Raw genomic sequence first — 15,952 nt, forward strand, 5'->3', positions numbered from 1 at the left:
GGGATTGTCCAGGCAGTCCCAAGGTTCTTTGAACCTCAAGGGAACTTCATATTTTCGATCTAAGTAATTGGAAAATATGGTGGGCGATGAGAGACTCGAACTCCCGACATCTTCGGTGTAAACGAAGCGCTCTACCAACTGAGCTAATCGCCCGACTGACTTGTCAGCCGCTGTGAAAGCCGTTTAGGCAATTCGTTCGAAGAGTGCAAGCGCAAAATTACAAAAATGCATTCTTTTTATTTTCCCGGCTAAAATCCACAGGCCTCATCAATTATAACGAGCAGAGTCATTCCAAATAGAGCACTGGGAATTGTATGATTCATGGTCACTGACCTGAATCGTGATTCCGATTCATGTGATTTTTGAATGCCTTCGGGTGAGGGGCGCTTCGTTGTGGATAATACAGGTCAAATTCGGAAGCCTATAAAAGCGTGGCTTTTTGAATAAAAACAAAATTCTTCTTTTTTCTTCAAACCACTCGCTTGACACTGGTGAGAGAACCCCTTAAACGACCGCTCACACCGAACGGAAACGCCGGTGACTACCCAGCCAAACGGCTGAAAATGAAATGCGCGGGTGTAGCTCAGTTGGTTAGAGTGCCGGCCTGTCACGCCGGAGGTCGCGGGTTCGAGCCCCGTCACTCGCGCCATTTTCATTCAGGAAATCAAACAGAAATCCTGATGAAAATGGCGCACCTCGCGTTCTTTTTCTCTTTTTCTCTTTTTCTCTTTTTATTAAATATTCGAAATTGATCGCTGCAATCATTGTTTTGATTCAGTGGTTTTTGCGTTTGGCAAGTTTGCTTCGAAAATTGGGATTCGCTAGGTAGAGAGCGATGTGATTCCGCGTTGAAAGCTGAGGCTATTTTGCCTTTTTCTTCCACGAGAGGTAAGCCACTGAGAGAATTCCGGCCAAAATGACCAGAACGTCACCGCTGGCAAGCAGATATGTGCCCAACGCTCTCTCCTTGCGAATCCTGTCTTTTGCCCAAGGCTGAAATTTCAGCCCTTTCAGGCGCGTAAATTTTTGAAGTCATCGATTCTGTAAGCCGAACCGATGTCGCAGTGTGTGATCCTTGGGAATTTTAGAGGTGCACTCAGTTAATTGAAGGCAAGCAATCTTGCTCATTGGCTTACATGCGCCAAATCTTTCCGCAAATCGCAATCAGGGCAGTGATAATTTTCTGAACACAGAGAATGTTCTGTTCGGCGAGGCGGCGTGCAGTCGCGTCTCTCACGTTTGGGCTCGATTTCGACCATATATATAAAGTGAGTCCGAAATACCGTTGAGGCATGTGCCTCATATGGAATCCGGCTCGTAAAGTTTGTCCGCTAAGGGTTGCATTATATCTGCCATCTCTGCGCGTCGTGCATTTTTAGAACGCGTTGAGATCCATCTGAATAGGTCACAAGAAAAAGCCCGGCAATTTAAACCGATTGATTCTATCGGGTGGATAAAGGCGAAAGATCGCTGTTTGCCTTTTCCTCACGAAATTATGATGTTTTCGTGCTATATGGGGTTTGGGTGGCATATATGGGCTTGATGTTGCCTCTTATTCAGCATCTTGACCGGACTATACCCGCCTGTTCGCGTTGGAGGGCTTGCGCTCGCGTGCATGCTGCGCTAACCGTCCCGCCAAATACTTAAGTTCGCACGGCATGCCTTTTGAAGCTGCTTGAGGCGACGAGGTCGCAAGAGATGCAATGTGTCGCATGGTGGTAGGCTCCAAAAAGCTTATGACAGGCGGCGCAGCCTCGTATTCAAGCCGGATAAGGATCATGAACGAGCTTTTAAGTTCCTATTTGCCGATTGTCATCTTTCTCGGCATCGCAATGGTAATCGGTGTAGCCCTTCTGGTTGCGCCGTTTCTAGTCGCGTTCCGACAGCCCGACCCGGAAAAGCTTTCAGCTTACGAGTGCGGCTTCAATGCCTTTGATGACGCTCGCATGAAATTCGACATCCGTTTTTATCTGGTGTCGATTCTCTTCATTATCTTCGATCTCGAAGTCGCCTTCCTGTTCCCGTGGGCTGTGTCCTTTGGTGCGATCGGTTGGTTTGGTTTCCTGTCGATGATGCTTTTCCTTGGTGTTTTGACCATCGGATTCATCTATGAATGGAAGAAGGGAGCGCTGGAATGGGATTGACCGGCACAAATCAGGCGTCGGGCTCGACGCTCATTGCTCCGCAGCCAAAGGGTATTCTTGACCCGCGCACGGGCAAGCCAATTGGGTCTGATGACGCATTCTTCAATGACCTGAACAGCGAACTGTCCGACAAGGGCTTCATCGTCACCTCTGCTGACGCTCTGATCACCTGGGCGCGTACCGGCTCGCTGATGTGGATGACCTTTGGTCTTGCATGTTGCGCTGTGGAAATGATGCATATTTCCATGCCGCGTTATGATGCCGAGCGCTTCGGTATCGCGCCGCGCGCATCTCCGCGCCAGTCCGACGTGATGATCGTTGCGGGTACGCTGACCAACAAGATGGCTCCGGCTTTGCGTAAGGTCTATGACCAGATGCCTGAGCCTCGTTACGTCATTTCGATGGGTTCTTGCGCCAATGGCGGCGGCTATTACCACTACTCTTATTCTGTAGTGCGTGGCTGCGATCGTGTGGTTCCAGTCGATATTTATGTTCCAGGCTGCCCGCCAACTGCGGAAGCCCTGCTTTATGGCATTCTGATGCTTCAGAAGAAGATCCGCCGTACCGGTACGATCGAGCGCTAATCGGGCCTTTAAGGTCTGAATTGTGCAAGAGGGTTTGTTAGAATTCGTTCTGTTTTCCCAAGGATGGATAGGGTTCTAAAAAAGGAAGTTAGAGATATGAGCGAAGAAGCTCTTGGTGAACTTTCCGGCTATATCAAGGAACGTCTCGGTGATGCGATCGAAGAGGCGAAGCTGGCTTATGGTGAGCTGACGCTTGGCGTCCCAGTTGCGAGCTTGATCAGCGTTATCACGTTCCTGCGCGATGACGTGCAGTGCCAGTTCGTGAATCTGACGGATATTTCCGGCGTTGATTATCCACAGCGCGCCAAGCGTTTTGACGTTGTTTATCAGTTCCTTTCACCTCGCCAGAACCTGCGAATTCGCGTGAAGGTTCAGGCTGATGAGGATACACTGGTTCCTTCTGCAGTGTCGGTTTTCGTCGGTGCTGAATGGTTCGAGCGTGAAGCCTATGACATGTATGGCATCCTGTTCTCCGGCCACCCTGATCTGCGTCGCATTCTGACCGATTATGGTTTTGAAGGTCATCCGCTGCGTAAGGACTTCCCAACGACTGGTTTCGTTGAAGTTCGCTATAGCGATGAAGCAAAGCGCGTCATTTATGAGCCTGTCGTTCTGCGACAGGAATTCCGCAATTTCGACTTCCTCTCGCCGTGGGAAGGGACTGACTACGTCCTGCCCGGCGACGAGAAGGCAAAGACGAATTAAGGTGAGATGATGGGCTCTGTCGAAAGATTGAACGGCCAATGTCTTTGTGGGGAGGTGAAGTTCACCGCTGTTCCCGTAAAGATGGAAATGGACGTTTGCCATTGCAGCATGTGCCGTCGCTGGTCGGGTGGCGCGTTCATGGCTGTCAATTGTGGCATTTCAGTCGAAATTGAAAACGAGGCGGCACTCGCATCCTACAGTTCTTCAGAGTGGGGTGAGCGTCGTTTCTGCTCGAAGTGCGGCTCATCGCTGTTCTGGCGTGGCGTGCATGATGGAATGACCGTCGTTTCCATGCAGGCATTTGCCGAGCCGGAGCAGTTTCATTTTGCTGAAGAAATCTTCATCGATAACAAGCCTGCAAATTATGATTTCGCCAACAAGACCCACCGGATGACCGGCGCGGAATTCTTGGCGGCGATAGCAGCCAAACAGGAAGCTGAACATGGCTGAGACTCAGGTCCGCAACTTTAATATTAACTTCGGCCCGCAGCATCCTGCTGCGCACGGCGTTTTGCGTCTTGTTCTTGAACTTGACGGCGAGGTCGTGGAACGCGTCGATCCGCATATCGGTCTGCTGCATCGCGGCACCGAGAAGCTGATGGAAACGAAGACCTATCTTCAGGCCTTGCCTTATCTCGACCGCCTCGACTACGTGGCGCCGATGAATCAGGAACACGCCTATGCGATCGCTGTCGAGCGTCTGCTTGGCATTACAGTGCCGAAACGTGGTCAGCTGATCCGTGTTCTTTTCTCGGAAATTGGTCGTATTCTGAACCATATTCTGAACGTGACCACGCAGGCCATGGACGTTGGTGCGCTGACGCCGCCGCTCTGGGGCTTTGAGGAACGTGAAAAGCTGATGGTGTTCTACGAGCGCGCTTGCGGCGCACGTATGCATGCAGCCTATTTCCGTCCGGGTGGTGTTCATCAGGATCTGCCAGATCAGCTTATCGAAGATATTGGCAAATGGATTGATCCATTTCTCTCGACGACGCTCAGCAATCTGGATGATCTCATCACGCCGAACCGTATTTTCAAGCAACGTAACGTCGATATTGGCGTTGTCTCGCTCGATGATGCGTGGGCATGGGGCTTTTCGGGCGTCATGGTTCGTGGTTCAGGTGCGGCATGGGATCTGCGCAAGTCGCAGCCTTATGAATGCTACAACGAAATGGAATTCGATATTCCAATCGGCAAGAACGGCGACTGCTATGACCGTTACCTGATCCGTATGGAAGAAATGCGCCAGTCGGCTCGCATCATGCGCCAGTGCGTTGATCTTCTGCTCGGCAAGGAACGCGTCGGTCCTGTTTCCAATACCGATAACAAGATCGTGCCGCCAAAGCGCGGCGAGATGAAGCGCTCGATGGAAGCGCTCATCCATCACTTTAAACTTTATACGGAAGGCTATCATGTGCCTGCCGGTGAAGTTTACGCAGCTGTCGAAGCACCAAAGGGTGAATTTGGCGTCTTCCTCGTATCGGATGGCACCAATAAGCCTTACCGCTGCAAGCTGCGCGCTCCGGGCTTTGCCCATCTTCAGGCCATGGATTTCCTGTGTCGCGGTCACATGTTGGCTGACGTGTCGGCAATTCTTGGCTCGCTCGATATCGTGTTTGGTGAGGTTGACCGCTGATGTCCGTTCGCCGTCTCGCAGATGATGCCGTCCAGCCGGCTGGTTTCGCTTTTAATGCGGAAAATCAGAACTGGGCGCACAAGACGATCGCAAAATTCCCCGATGGCCGCCAGCAGTCGGCTGTCATTCCGTTGCTCATGCGTGCGCAGGAGCAGGATGGGTGGGTTACGAAAGCAGCCATTGAACATGTAGCAAACATGCTCGACATGCCGCTGATCCGCGTTCTGGAAGTGGCCACTTTCTATACGCAGTTCCAGCTGAAGCCGGTTGGCACGCGCGCTCACATTCAGGTTTGCGGCACCACGCCATGCATGCTTCGTGGTTCGGAAGCGCTGATGGATGTATGCCGTCACAAGATTAACCATGACCCGTTCGCGCTCAATGCTGAGGGAACGTTGTCGTGGGAAGAAGTGGAATGCCAGGGCGCCTGCGCCAATGCACCGATGGTCATGATCTTCAAGGACGCCTATGAAGATTTGACGCCGGAACGTCTTGCCGAAATCATTGACGCTTTTGAAGCTGGCAAGGGCGACACCGTCAAGCCGGGCCCACAGGATGGGCGTGTGACGTCGGAACCTATCAATGGCCTGACCGCTCTGACCGAAGATCTCGACTACAAGAAAGTCGGTCTTGAGACCCGCAAGGCATCTGATGCGGCTACTGCCAAGGCGAAGGCCGAAGCCGAAGAGAAGGCAAAGGCGGAAGCTGCTGCAAAAGCTGCCGAGGAAGCGAAGAACGTCGCTCCGTCGAATGCTGCGAAGCCAGTGACCAATGCGCCTGAAACCGATCCAGCGCTCAAGACGCCTTCGGACGTCAAGGTGTCGAAGGCTGCCGAAAAGGCCGCTTCAGTTGACAGCAAGCAGGATTTCAAGCTTGACGACAAGAACCGCCCGGAAGCGATTGCGCGTCCGGAAGCTGTTGACGATCTGAAGCTTATTTCCGGCGTCGGCCCGAAGATTGAGGAAACCCTGCACGAGCTGGGCGTTTTCACCTTCAAGCAGGTCTCTTCCTGGAAGAAGGCCGAGCGCGAATGGGTTGATGGTTATCTGAGCTTCCACGGTCGCATTGAGCGTGAAGAGTGGGTGAAGCAGGCCAAGGCTTTGGCCAAGGGCGGCGTCGAGGAATACATCAAGGTATTCGGAAAGAAGCCGGTATGATGACTTCGATATTGGCAAACACGAACGGAAACAGGTGAGACATGCTGGCTGATAAAGATCGCATCTTCACCAATATTTACGGCTTCAAGGATCAGTCTCTGAAGGGTGCCATGGCGCGCGGCCATTGGGACAACACCAAGGGTCTGATCGAGAAGGGCCGTGACTGGATCATCGACGAGATGAAGGCATCGGGCCTGCGTGGCCGTGGCGGTGCTGGCTTCCCGACAGGTCTTAAGTGGTCGTTCATGCCTAAGCAGAATGACGGTCGTCCGCATTATCTGGTCGTCAACGCTGACGAATCCGAGCCGGGCACCTGCAAGGACCGCGAAATCCTGCGCCACGATCCGCACACGCTGATTGAAGGCTGCCTGATCGCCGGTTGTGCGATGGGCGCGCATACTGCTTATATTTATATTCGCGGCGAGTTCATGCGTGAGCGTGAAGCGCTGCAGGCCGCTATCGACGAGTGCTATGATGCCGGTCTTCTCGGCAAGAACAACAAGTGCGGCTGGGATATGGACATTTTTGTCTCCCATGGCGCCGGTGCTTATATCTGCGGTGAAGAAACGGCTCTGCTCGAAAGCCTTGAAGGCAAGAAGGGCCAGCCGCGTCTCAAGCCTCCGTTCCCCGCGAATATGGGCCTTTATGGCTGCCCGACGACCGTGAACAACGTGGAATCGATTGCTGTTGCGCCGACGATCCTTCGTCGCGGTGCGGCATGGTTCTCGTCCATCGGACGCCCGAACAATGTCGGCACCAAGCTGTTCCAGATTTCGGGCCACGTGAATACGCCTTGCGTCATCGAAGAAGGCCTCGGCATTCCGTTCCGCGATCTGATCGAAAAGCATGGCGGCGGCATTCGCGGCGGCTGGGACAATCTGCTTGCGGTTATTCCCGGCGGTGCATCGTGCCCGGTCATCAAGGGCGAAGACATGATGGATGCCATCATGGACTTTGACGGAATGCGCGACAAGAAATCGTCGTTCGGCACCGGCGGCCTGATCGTCATGGACAAGTCCACCGACATCATCAAGGCAATAGCCCGTCTGGCAGCGTTCTTTAAGCATGAGAGCTGCGGCCAGTGCACGCCTTGCCGCGAAGGCACAGGCTGGATGTGGCGCGTGATGGAACGCATGGTCAAGGGTAACGCACAGAAGCGCGAAATCGACATGCTGTTCGACGTGACCAAGCAGATTGAAGGGCACACGATCTGTGCGCTTGGTGATGCTGCTGCATGGCCTATTCAGGGCCTGATCCGCAATTTCCGTCCGGAAATTGAAAAGCGCATTGACGATTATACGCGCAACGCCGTTCAGAGCCGCAACATCCGCCTCGAAGCGGCTGAATAAGGCTGACGCATTGTGTAGGGCGGCCCACTTCCCATGGGCTGCAATAGAGTTTGACATCTGGAAGATGCGGCAAGAGCCGCAGGTTTGGATAAGCGATGGCAAATATTAAGGTTGACGGCACAGAGATCGAAGTACCCGATCACTATACGCTCCTTCAGGCTGCCGAAGCCGCGGGGGCTGAAGTCCCGCGTTTTTGTTTCCACGAACGGCTTTCCATCGCCGGAAATTGCCGCATGTGCCTTGTTGAAGTGAAGGGTGGGCCGCCAAAGCCGGCAGCATCCTGCGCTATGGGCGTGCGCGATCTGCGTCCCGGTCCGAATGGCGAAGCACCTGAAATTTTCACCAACACGCCGATGGTCAAAAAGGCCCGCGAAGGCGTGATGGAATTCCTGCTCATCAACCACCCGCTTGATTGTCCGATTTGCGATCAGGCCGGTGAGTGCGATCTGCAGGATCAGGCAATGGCGTTTGGTACCGATGGCTCACGCTATCGCGAAAACAAGCGTGCTGTTGAGAACAAGTATATCGGCCCACTGGTCAAAACCGTGATGACGCGCTGCATTCACTGCACGCGCTGCGTCCGTTTCACGACCGAAGTGGCTGGCATTTCCGAGCTCGGCCTGATCGGTCGCGGTGAAGATGCTGAAATTACTACCTATCTTGAACGCGCTATGACTTCGGAACTGCAGGGCAATGTCATCGACCTTTGCCCGGTTGGTGCTCTGACCTCGCGTCCTTATGAGTTCCAGGCTCGTCCGTGGGAATTGAACAAGACTGAAACCATCGACGTGATGGATGCAGTGGGTTCGAACATCCGTGTTGACACCCGTGGCCGTGAAGTGATGCGTATTATGCCGCGCGTCAATGAAGCGGTGAATGAAGAGTGGATTTCCGACAAGACCCGCTTCATCTGGGATGGTCTGCGCACCCAGCGCCTTGATCGCCCATATGTTCGCAAGGATGGCCGTCTGGTTGCAGCATCATGGCCTGAAGCTTTTGCAGCGATCGCTGCCAAGGTTTCCGCTACCTCCGCTGACAAGATCGGTGCTGTTGCTGGCGATTTGGCTTCGGTCGAAGAACTCTATGCTCTGAAGAGCCTGATCGCATCGCTTGGTTCAGCCAATATCGATAGCCGTCAGGATGGCGCAGCGCTTGATCCGGCTCTGGGTCGTGCAAGCTATCTCTTTAACACAACGATCGAAGGCATTGAAAATGCTGACGCTCTTCTGATCATCGGCTCCAACCCACGTGTTGAAGCAGCTGTTCTGAACGCTCGTATTCGCAAGCGTCAGCGCATGGGGCATTTCCCGATTGCTCTGATCGGTGAACAGGCTGAACTGCGTTACAATTACGAGTATCTTGGTGCAGGTGCAGGCACGCTCGCAGCCGTTGCTTCCGGCAAAAATGCATTCCGCGACGTGCTGGCAAAGGCTGAACGTCCGCTGATCATCGTTGGTCAGGGTGCATTGACCGGTGAAAATGGTGCAGCAGTTCTCGCATCCGCTGCAAAGCTTGCTCAGGACGTTGGTGCGATCAACGGTGAGTGGAACGGTTTCTCAGTTCTTCACACTGCTGCTTCCCGCGTCGGCGCTCTTGATCTCGGCGTTGTTCCGGGTGAGGGTGGCAAGGCTGCAGGCGATATGCTCGGCAATCTTGATGTCGTGTTCCTGCTCGGCGCAGACGAACTCGACATGACCAGCAAGGGTTCGAGCTTTGTCGTCTATATCGGTACGCATGGCGATGCCGGTGCACATGCAGCTGACGTGATCCTGCCGGGTGCAGCCTATACCGAAAAGTCGGGTACATGGCTCAACACCGAAGGTCGCGTACAGCTCGGCAATCGTGCTGGCTTCGCTCCGGGCGAAGCGAAGGAAGACTGGGCAATCCTGCGCGCTCTTTCCGACACGCTCGGCAAGCGCCTGCCATTCGACTCGCTCGCACAGCTTCGTGCCAAGCTCTATGCAGACTTCCCGCATATGATGGCGATCGATACTATTATGCCTATTTCTGCCGACGACATCGTCGCGCTGGCCGCAAAGGCAACCAACCTGGGCGGCGGCGCTGCGTTCGTCTCCCCGGTCAAGGATTTCTACCTGACGAACCCAATCGCGCGTGCTTCCGCTGTCATGGCCGAGTGCTCGGCGCTTGCGGCCGGCAGCTTCCAACAGGCAGCTGAGTAAGCGAGAGAGAGACGGAATAATGGACGGAATTTTTGCAGCTTACGTCTTGCCCGCGCTGATCATAGCGCTGAAGTCGGTCGTTCTGCTTGTCGTATTGCTGATCGTCGTGGCTTACCTGCTTTATGCGGATCGTAAGATCTGGGCAGCCGTGCAGCTTCGCCGTGGACCGAACGTCGTTGGCCCATGGGGTCTGTTTCAGGCTTTTGCCGATCTTTTGAAGTTCGTCTTCAAAGAACCGATCATTCCATCGGGCGCGAATAAGGGTGTGTTTCTTCTCGCACCTTTCATTTCCGCAGTGCTGGCAATGGCAACCTGGGCAGTCATTCCGGTCAACGAAGGTTGGGCAATCGCCAACATCAATGTCGGTTTGCTTTATATCTTCGCTATTTCTTCACTTGAAGTTTATGGCGTTATCATGGGCGGCTGGGCCTCGAACTCGAAGTATCCATTTCTTGGTGCACTTCGTTCGGCAGCACAGATGGTCTCTTATGAAGTGTCGATCGGTTTTGTGATCGTTACGGTTCTTCTGACGGTTGGCTCGCTTAACCTGACAGATATCGTACTGTCGCAGAATACGGGTATCGGTACATCGCTCGGACTGCCTGCTTCGTTCCTCGACTGGAACTGGCTGGTTCTGTTCCCGATGTTCGTGATCTTCTTCATCTCGGCACTCGCTGAAACGAACCGTCCGCCATTCGACCTTGTCGAAGCTGAATCGGAACTCGTGGCCGGTCATATGATCGAATATTCGTCCACACCGTTCCTTCTGTTCTTCTTGGGCGAGTATGTGGCGATCACGCTGATGTGCGCCCTGATGACCACGCTCTTCCTTGGCGGCTGGCTGCCTCCGGTTGATGTATGGTTCCTCAACTGGGTTCCAGGCATCATCTGGTTCATGCTCAAGCTCTGCTTCTGCTTCTTCATGTTCGCCATGGTGAAGGCTTTCGTACCGCGTTACCGCTATGACCAGCTGATGCGTCTGGGTTGGAAAGTGTTCCTGCCGATTTCGCTCGGAATGGTTGTTCTGACCGCGACCGTCATCAAAGTCTTCGATCTGGTGTAAGGAGAAAGAAAAATGGCTTCTTTCGCACAAGCCGCGAAATCCCTCCTTCTCAAGGAATTCGTCGGTGCTTTCTTCCTCTCCATGCGTCAGTTCTTCGCGCCAAAGGCGACACTGAACTATCCGCATGAAAAGGGTCCGGTTTCTCCACGTTTTCGTGGTGAGCACGCGCTGCGCCGTTATCCAAACGGCGAAGAACGCTGCATTGCTTGTAAGCTTTGCGAAGCGATCTGCCCGGCGCAGGCTATTACCATTGAGGCGGGTCCACGCCGCAATGACGGTACGCGCCGTACGGTGCGCTACGACATCGATATGGTGAAGTGCATCTATTGCGGCTTCTGTCAGGAAGCCTGTCCGGTGGATGCAATCGTTGAAGGTCCGAACTTTGAGTTTGCGACCGAAACCCGCGAAGAGCTTTACTATGACAAGGACAAGCTCCTTGCCAATGGCGATCGCTGGGAACGCGAAATTGCGCGCAACATTGCGATGGATGCGCCATATCGCTGATTGGTTTTGCTGAAACGCGGTTTCGGCATCCGGTTTGAAAAGCAGCAACAAGAAGGGGCGGCCCATCTTGTTGCTGGAATTTAGGTTTCGCGATTATTCGCGGCAAACAAAGACTAAAGCGGATAAAGCAATCAGGCTTTGTCCACGGAAAGGTGTTGGGGGATCCCCATGCTGACAGGTATTGCGGCAGCGTTCTTCTATCTGTTCGCCTTTATCATGATCGCCAGCGCGTTCATGGTGATTGCGGCGCGCAACCCCGTGCATTCGGTGCTGTTTCTCATCCTTGCTTTCTTCAATGCAGCGGCGCTGTTTTTGCTGACGGGGGCCGAGTTCCTCGCCATGATCCTGCTCGTCGTTTATGTCGGTGCTGTGGCGGTTCTCTTCCTCTTCGTCGTCATGATGTTGGATGTCGATTTCTCCGAATTGAAGCGTGGTGCGCTGCAATATGCGCCGGTTGGAGCTCTGGTCGGTCTCATTCTGCTGGGCGAGCTGATCGTTGTGTTTGCAGGCTCGATGTTCACGCCTAAGCTGGGGCAGGGCTCAGTTCCGATCCCGGATCTCGCAGAACGCACCAACACTGCAGCCCTCGGTGACATTCTTTACACCGACTACGTTTTCAACTTCCAGATTGCCGGATTGGTCCTTCTCGTTGCCATGATCGGTGCGATCGTTCTGACGCTGCGGCACAAGCCAAATGTAAAGCGCCAGTCGATCCCTGATCAGGTTGCTCGTACGCCTGAAACGGCGATCGAGATCAAGAAGGTCGAAACGGGCAAGGGCATCTGAGGATAAGAATATGGAAATCGGTATTTCTCATTATCTGACCGTTTCAGCCATCCTGTTTACACTTGGCGTTTTCGGTATCTTCTTAAACCGCAAGAACGTCATCGTTATCCTGATGTCTGTCGAGTTGATCCTCCTCTCGGTCAATCTCAATTTTGTGGCGTTTTCTTCAGTGCTCGGCGATATGGTCGGGCAGGTTTTCGCACTCTTCGTTCTGACTGTTGCAGCTGCAGAAGCGGCTATCGGTCTGGCAATTCTCGTTGTTTTCTTCCGTAATCGCGGTTCCATCGCGGTGGAAGACGTCAATGTTATGAAAGGTTGACGGGCAAATGCTCTATAACGCGATCGTCTTCCTTCCGCTTATTGGCTTTCTTATTGCCGGTCTTTTCGGCAATAAGATTGGCGCCAAGGCGAGTGAATACATAACTTCCGGCCTGATGGTGATCGTCGCGATCCTGTCATGGGTTGTCTTCTTTCAGATCCCGCTTGGCCACGATGCCGAAACGGTCCGTATCCCTGTGCTTCATTGGGTGACGTCTGGTTCGCTGTCGTTCGACTGGGCTCTGCGTGTTGATACGCTGACTGGCGTCATGCTGGTCGTGGTGAACTCGGTGTCGGCTCTCGTGCATATCTATTCGATCGGATACATGCACCACGACCCACATCGCCCGCGCTTCTTTGCCTATCTGTCGCTGTTCACCTTCGCCATGCTCATGCTGGTTACGTCGGACAATCTGATCCAGATGTTCTTCGGCTGGGAAGGTGTGGGTCTGGCATCTTATCTTCTGATCGGTTTCTGGTTCCAGAAGCCTTCGGCAAATGCCGCCGCAATGAAGGCTTTCGTGGTCAACCGTGTTGGCGACTTCGGCTTCCTGCTCGGTATCTTCGGCCTGTTCGCGCTGTTCCAGTCGGTTGATTACAACACGATCTTTGCTGCTGCTGCGAATTATCTGCCTGCAGAAGGTGCTGCCGATACCGGTGCGGTTGTTCTCAACTTCCTTGGCTATGAACTGCACAAGGAAACTGCGCTGACCGTTGTTTGCCTGCTGCTCTTCATGGGTGCGATGGGTAAGTCCGCGCAGTTCCTGCTGCACACATGGCTTCCTGACGCGATGGAAGGCCCAACACCTGTTTCCGCACTTATTCACGCGGCAACAATGGTGACCGCGGGTGTGTTCATGGTTGCGCGCCTGTCGCCGATCTTTGAACATTCGCATACAGCATTGCTTATCGTGACGATCATTGGCGCAACGACAGCATTCTTTGCTGCAACCGTTGCGCTCGTGCAGAACGACATCAAGCGCGTTATCGCTTACTCGACCTGTTCGCAGCTTGGTTACATGTTTGCGGCTCTTGGCGTCGGCGCTTACGGTGCAGCGGTATTCCACCTCTTCACGCACGCCTTCTTCAAGGCACTTCTGTTCCTATGCGCCGGTTCGGTTATCCATGCCGTATCGGACGAGCAGGACATGCGTCGCATGGGTGGTCTGCGTAAGCTGATCCCGATTACCTACTGGATGATGATGATCGGTACTGTCGCGATCACAGGTCTGGGTGTACCGGGCACGATTATCGGTACGGCTGGCTTCTTCTCGAAGGACGCCATCATCGAGTCGGTCTTTGCATCGCACAGCCTCGCTTCGGGTTACGCCTTCACGCTTCTGGTTATCGCAGCGATGTTCACAAGCTTCTATTCATGGCGTCTGATTTTCATGACTTTCTATGGCAAGCCCCGCGCTTCTGCTGAAGTCATGCATCATGCTCATGAATCGCCGCCAGTGATGCTCGTTCCGTTGATGCTTCTTGCTGTTGGCGCTTTGTTTGCAGGTTTTGTGTTCAAGGAATACTTCTTCGGCCACGAATATGCAGAGTTCTGGAAGGGCGCGCTTTACACGGCTCCGGGCAATGAAATCCTGGAACATTATCATCATGTTCCGCTGTGGGTTAAGTTGTCGCCGTTCATCGCAATGCTGATCGGTCTGGTTACGGCCTGGGTGTTCTACATCCGCGCACCACACATTCCGAAGACACTCGCAGAGCGTCATCGCGGTCTGTATCAGTTCCTTCTCAACAAGTGGTACTTCGACGAACTGTATGACCTGATTTTCGTCCGTCCTGCACGTTGGCTCGGCCGCTTCTTCTGGAAGGTCGGCGACGGCAAGATTATTGACGGATACGGTCCTAACGGTGTCGCTGCACGCGTTCTTGATGTTACAGGTCGCGTTGTGAAGCTGCAGTCTGGTTACCTTTATCACTACGCATTCGCGATGCTTATCGGCGTCGCCGCGCTCGTCACCTGGATGATGCTCGGGAGCTCTCTCTGATGACCGATTGGCCAATTCTATCTACGGTCACATTTCTGCCGCTCGTCGGCGCCTTGTTGATCCTTCTCATCAAGGATGACAGCGAAGCCTCGCGTCGCAACATCAAGAATGTTGCGTTGCTGACTACGGTTTTCGTTTTCATTCTCTCTCTGGTTGTCTGGGCTGGGTTTGATAATTCAAATCCGGGCTTCCAGATGGTCGAACAGGTTGACTGGCTCGGTGGTGGCATTTCCTACCACATGGGCGTTGACGGCATTTCGATGCTTTTCGTCGTGTTGACTGCTTTCCTCATGCCTTTCTGCGTGCTGGCAAGTTGGGTCGCCATCGATAAGCGCGTCAAGGAATACATGATCGCGTTCCTTATTCTGGAAACGCTCATGATCGGCGTGTTCTGCGCGCTGGATCTGTTCCTGTTCTATGTCTTCTTTGAAGCGAGCCTTATCCCGATGTTCATCATCATCGGTGTCTGGGGTGGCAAGCGCCGCGTTTATGCGAGCTTCAAGTTCTTCCTATATACGCTGCTCGGCTCGGTGCTGATGCTGATCGCGATCATGGCAATGTACTGGCAGGCCGGTACGCTCAATATCGTTGAACTGCTGAAATACGACTTCCCGGCAGGTATGCAGACGTGGCTATGGCTGGCATTCTTCGCGTCCTTCGCAGTCAAGATGCCAATGTGGCCGGTTCATACATGGTTGCCGGATGCGCACGTTGAAGCACCAACAGCAGGCTCGGTCATTCTGGCCGGTATCCTTCTGAAGCTCGGCGGCTATGGTTTCCTGCGTTTCTCGCTGCCGATGTTCCCGCTGGCATCTGCCGATTTCGCTCCGTTCGTCTTTGCACTCTCGGCAATTGCTATCGTCTACACCTCGCTTGTGGCTCTGGTGCAGGAAGATATCAAAAAGCTGATCGCATATTCGTCGGTTGCGCACATGGGCTATGTCACCATGGGTATCTTCGCAGCCAATGAGCAGGGCGTGCAGGGTGCAATCTTCCAGATGCTCTCGCACGGTATCGTTTCGGGCGCGCTCTTCCTTTGCGTCGGCGTGATCTATGATCGTATGCATACCCGTGAGATTTCGGCCTTTGGCGGTCTCGTCAACAACATGCCGAAATATGCCGTTGCCTTCCTCATCCTGACGATGGCGAATGTCGGTCTTCCGGGTACGTCGGGCTTTATCGGTGAATTCCTCACGCTGTTCGGTGTCTTCCGCGTCAATACGTGGGTGGCTCTGTTCGCAACTTCGGGTGTGATCCTGTCGGCAGCCTATGCGCTGTGGCTCTATCGCAACGTGGTGTTTGGTGCGCTGACCAAGGAAAGCCTCAAGGGCCTTCTCGATCTCAGCCCGCGTGAAAAGCTGATCCTTTATCCGCTTGTGGCCCTCACCATTTTCTTCGGTGTGTATCCAGTGCCGGTCTTCGATGCGACCGCAAGCGCTGTGCATGCACTGGTTAATCATTACGACGCAGCGCTGGCGAATGCCGCTAGCGCTTCGCTGGCGCAGTAGTAAAGGCAAAGGCCC

The 15,952-nt window shown here is 53.7% G+C and carries 14 protein-coding genes and 2 tRNA genes; 15 read left to right on the forward strand and 1 reads right to left on the reverse strand.

The window, feature by feature from the left end; translation table 11 throughout:
* Positions 1 to 77: 77 nt before the first annotated feature.
* Positions 78 to 153 (reverse strand) — tRNA-Val (locus C9380_RS05175).
* A gap of 419 nt (positions 154 to 572) precedes the next feature.
* Here C9380_RS05175 and C9380_RS05180 point away from each other — a divergent pair.
* The 15 genes from C9380_RS05180 (at position 573) to C9380_RS05250 (ending at position 15,937) form a co-directional block, all read left to right on the forward strand.
* A tRNA-Asp gene (locus tag C9380_RS05180) sits at positions 573 to 649 on the forward strand.
* A gap of 1,129 nt (positions 650 to 1,778) precedes the next feature.
* A complete protein-coding gene (locus C9380_RS05185) occupies positions 1,779 to 2,144 on the forward strand; it encodes an NADH-quinone oxidoreductase subunit A (protein WP_128093154.1) in 366 nt (121 codons plus the stop codon).
* A complete protein-coding gene (locus tag C9380_RS05190) occupies positions 2,135 to 2,728 on the forward strand; it encodes a NuoB/complex I 20 kDa subunit family protein (RefSeq protein WP_100559201.1) in 594 nt (197 codons plus the stop codon). Before C9380_RS05185 ends, C9380_RS05190 begins: the two co-directional genes overlap by 10 nt.
* Before the next feature lie 96 nt (positions 2,729 to 2,824).
* Positions 2,825 to 3,433 carry an NADH-quinone oxidoreductase subunit C gene (locus C9380_RS05195; protein WP_128093155.1) on the forward strand — a complete coding sequence of 203 codons (609 nt, stop codon included), beginning with the start codon at positions 2,825 to 2,827 and terminating at the stop codon, positions 3,431 to 3,433.
* A gap of 9 nt (positions 3,434 to 3,442) precedes the next feature.
* Positions 3,443 to 3,883: a GFA family protein gene (locus tag C9380_RS05200; protein WP_128093637.1), complete on the forward strand. Its 441-nt coding sequence runs from the start codon at positions 3,443 to 3,445 to the stop codon at positions 3,881 to 3,883.
* Complete coding sequence (locus C9380_RS05205; protein WP_024897478.1) at positions 3,876 to 5,069, forward strand: NADH-quinone oxidoreductase subunit D; 1,194 nt, start codon at positions 3,876 to 3,878, stop codon at positions 5,067 to 5,069. The genes C9380_RS05200 and C9380_RS05205 overlap by 8 nt, the downstream gene beginning before the upstream one ends.
* Positions 5,069 to 6,226, forward strand: coding sequence for an NADH-quinone oxidoreductase subunit E (locus tag C9380_RS05210; RefSeq protein WP_024897479.1), 1,158 nt, complete (start codon positions 5,069 to 5,071; stop codon positions 6,224 to 6,226). Before C9380_RS05205 ends, C9380_RS05210 begins: the two co-directional genes overlap by 1 nt.
* Positions 6,227 to 6,267: 41 nt before the next feature.
* Positions 6,268 to 7,575, forward strand: coding sequence for an NADH-quinone oxidoreductase subunit NuoF (gene nuoF, locus C9380_RS05215; protein WP_024897480.1), 1,308 nt, complete (start codon positions 6,268 to 6,270; stop codon positions 7,573 to 7,575).
* Between the two features lie 95 nt (positions 7,576 to 7,670).
* Positions 7,671 to 9,755 (forward strand): NADH-quinone oxidoreductase subunit NuoG, encoded by a 2,085-nt coding sequence (gene nuoG, locus C9380_RS05220; protein ID WP_128093156.1) that lies wholly within the window; start codon positions 7,671 to 7,673, stop codon positions 9,753 to 9,755.
* 19 nt (positions 9,756 to 9,774) lie between these two features.
* Entirely contained in the window at positions 9,775 to 10,818 is a 1,044-nt protein-coding gene (gene nuoH / locus C9380_RS05225; protein WP_024897482.1) for an NADH-quinone oxidoreductase subunit NuoH, read from the forward strand.
* A gap of 12 nt (positions 10,819 to 10,830) precedes the next feature.
* On the forward strand, positions 10,831 to 11,322 hold the full coding sequence (gene nuoI / locus C9380_RS05230; protein WP_007874549.1) for an NADH-quinone oxidoreductase subunit NuoI: 492 nt from the start codon (positions 10,831 to 10,833) through the stop codon (positions 11,320 to 11,322).
* A 168-nt stretch (positions 11,323 to 11,490) separates the two neighbouring features.
* On the forward strand, positions 11,491 to 12,108 hold the full coding sequence (locus tag C9380_RS05235) for an NADH-quinone oxidoreductase subunit J (RefSeq protein WP_024897483.1): 618 nt from the start codon (positions 11,491 to 11,493) through the stop codon (positions 12,106 to 12,108).
* 10 nt (positions 12,109 to 12,118) lie between these two features.
* On the forward strand, positions 12,119 to 12,427 hold the full coding sequence (gene nuoK, locus C9380_RS05240; RefSeq protein WP_007874552.1) for an NADH-quinone oxidoreductase subunit NuoK: 309 nt from the start codon (positions 12,119 to 12,121) through the stop codon (positions 12,425 to 12,427).
* Positions 12,428 to 12,434: 7 nt separating this feature from the next.
* Entirely contained in the window at positions 12,435 to 14,429 is a 1,995-nt protein-coding gene (gene nuoL / locus C9380_RS05245) for an NADH-quinone oxidoreductase subunit L (protein ID WP_024897484.1), read from the forward strand.
* The gene (locus C9380_RS05250; RefSeq protein WP_100559197.1) at positions 14,429 to 15,937 is read left to right on the forward strand and encodes an NADH-quinone oxidoreductase subunit M; all 1,509 of its coding nucleotides are present in this window, start codon (positions 14,429 to 14,431) and stop codon (positions 15,935 to 15,937) included. The genes nuoL and C9380_RS05250 overlap by 1 nt, the downstream gene beginning before the upstream one ends.
* The last annotated feature ends 15 nt before the right edge of the window (positions 15,938 to 15,952 follow it).

The sequence above is a fragment of the Brucella pituitosa genome (assembly GCF_003049685.1).
Classification (GTDB): Bacteria; Pseudomonadota; Alphaproteobacteria; order Rhizobiales; family Rhizobiaceae; genus Brucella; species Brucella pituitosa.

Excerpts from the sequence above, each read along its gene's own strand:
- nuoF (WP_024897480.1), top strand. The coding sequence starts at position 6,268 with ATGCTGGCTGATAAAGATCGCATCTTCACCAATATTTACGGCTTCAAG.
- C9380_RS05205 (WP_024897478.1), top strand. The coding sequence starts at position 3,876 with ATGGCTGAGACTCAGGTCCGCAACTTTAATATTAACTTCGGCCCGCAG.
- nuoI (WP_007874549.1), top strand. The coding sequence starts at position 10,831 with ATGGCTTCTTTCGCACAAGCCGCGAAATCCCTCCTTCTCAAGGAATTC.
- C9380_RS05210 (WP_024897479.1), top strand. The coding sequence starts at position 5,069 with ATGTCCGTTCGCCGTCTCGCAGATGATGCCGTCCAGCCGGCTGGTTTC.
- C9380_RS05190 (WP_100559201.1), top strand. The coding sequence starts at position 2,135 with ATGGGATTGACCGGCACAAATCAGGCGTCGGGCTCGACGCTCATTGCT.
- nuoG (WP_128093156.1), top strand. The coding sequence starts at position 7,671 with ATGGCAAATATTAAGGTTGACGGCACAGAGATCGAAGTACCCGATCAC.
- nuoL (WP_024897484.1), top strand. The coding sequence starts at position 12,435 with ATGCTCTATAACGCGATCGTCTTCCTTCCGCTTATTGGCTTTCTTATT.
- C9380_RS05235 (WP_024897483.1), top strand. The coding sequence starts at position 11,491 with ATGCTGACAGGTATTGCGGCAGCGTTCTTCTATCTGTTCGCCTTTATC.
- C9380_RS05250 (WP_100559197.1), top strand. The coding sequence starts at position 14,429 with ATGACCGATTGGCCAATTCTATCTACGGTCACATTTCTGCCGCTCGTC.
- nuoK (WP_007874552.1), top strand. The coding sequence starts at position 12,119 with ATGGAAATCGGTATTTCTCATTATCTGACCGTTTCAGCCATCCTGTTT.
- C9380_RS05185 (WP_128093154.1), top strand. The coding sequence starts at position 1,779 with ATGAACGAGCTTTTAAGTTCCTATTTGCCGATTGTCATCTTTCTCGGC.
- nuoH (WP_024897482.1), top strand. The coding sequence starts at position 9,775 with ATGGACGGAATTTTTGCAGCTTACGTCTTGCCCGCGCTGATCATAGCG.
- C9380_RS05195 (WP_128093155.1), top strand. The coding sequence starts at position 2,825 with ATGAGCGAAGAAGCTCTTGGTGAACTTTCCGGCTATATCAAGGAACGT.
- C9380_RS05200 (WP_128093637.1), top strand. The coding sequence starts at position 3,443 with ATGGGCTCTGTCGAAAGATTGAACGGCCAATGTCTTTGTGGGGAGGTG.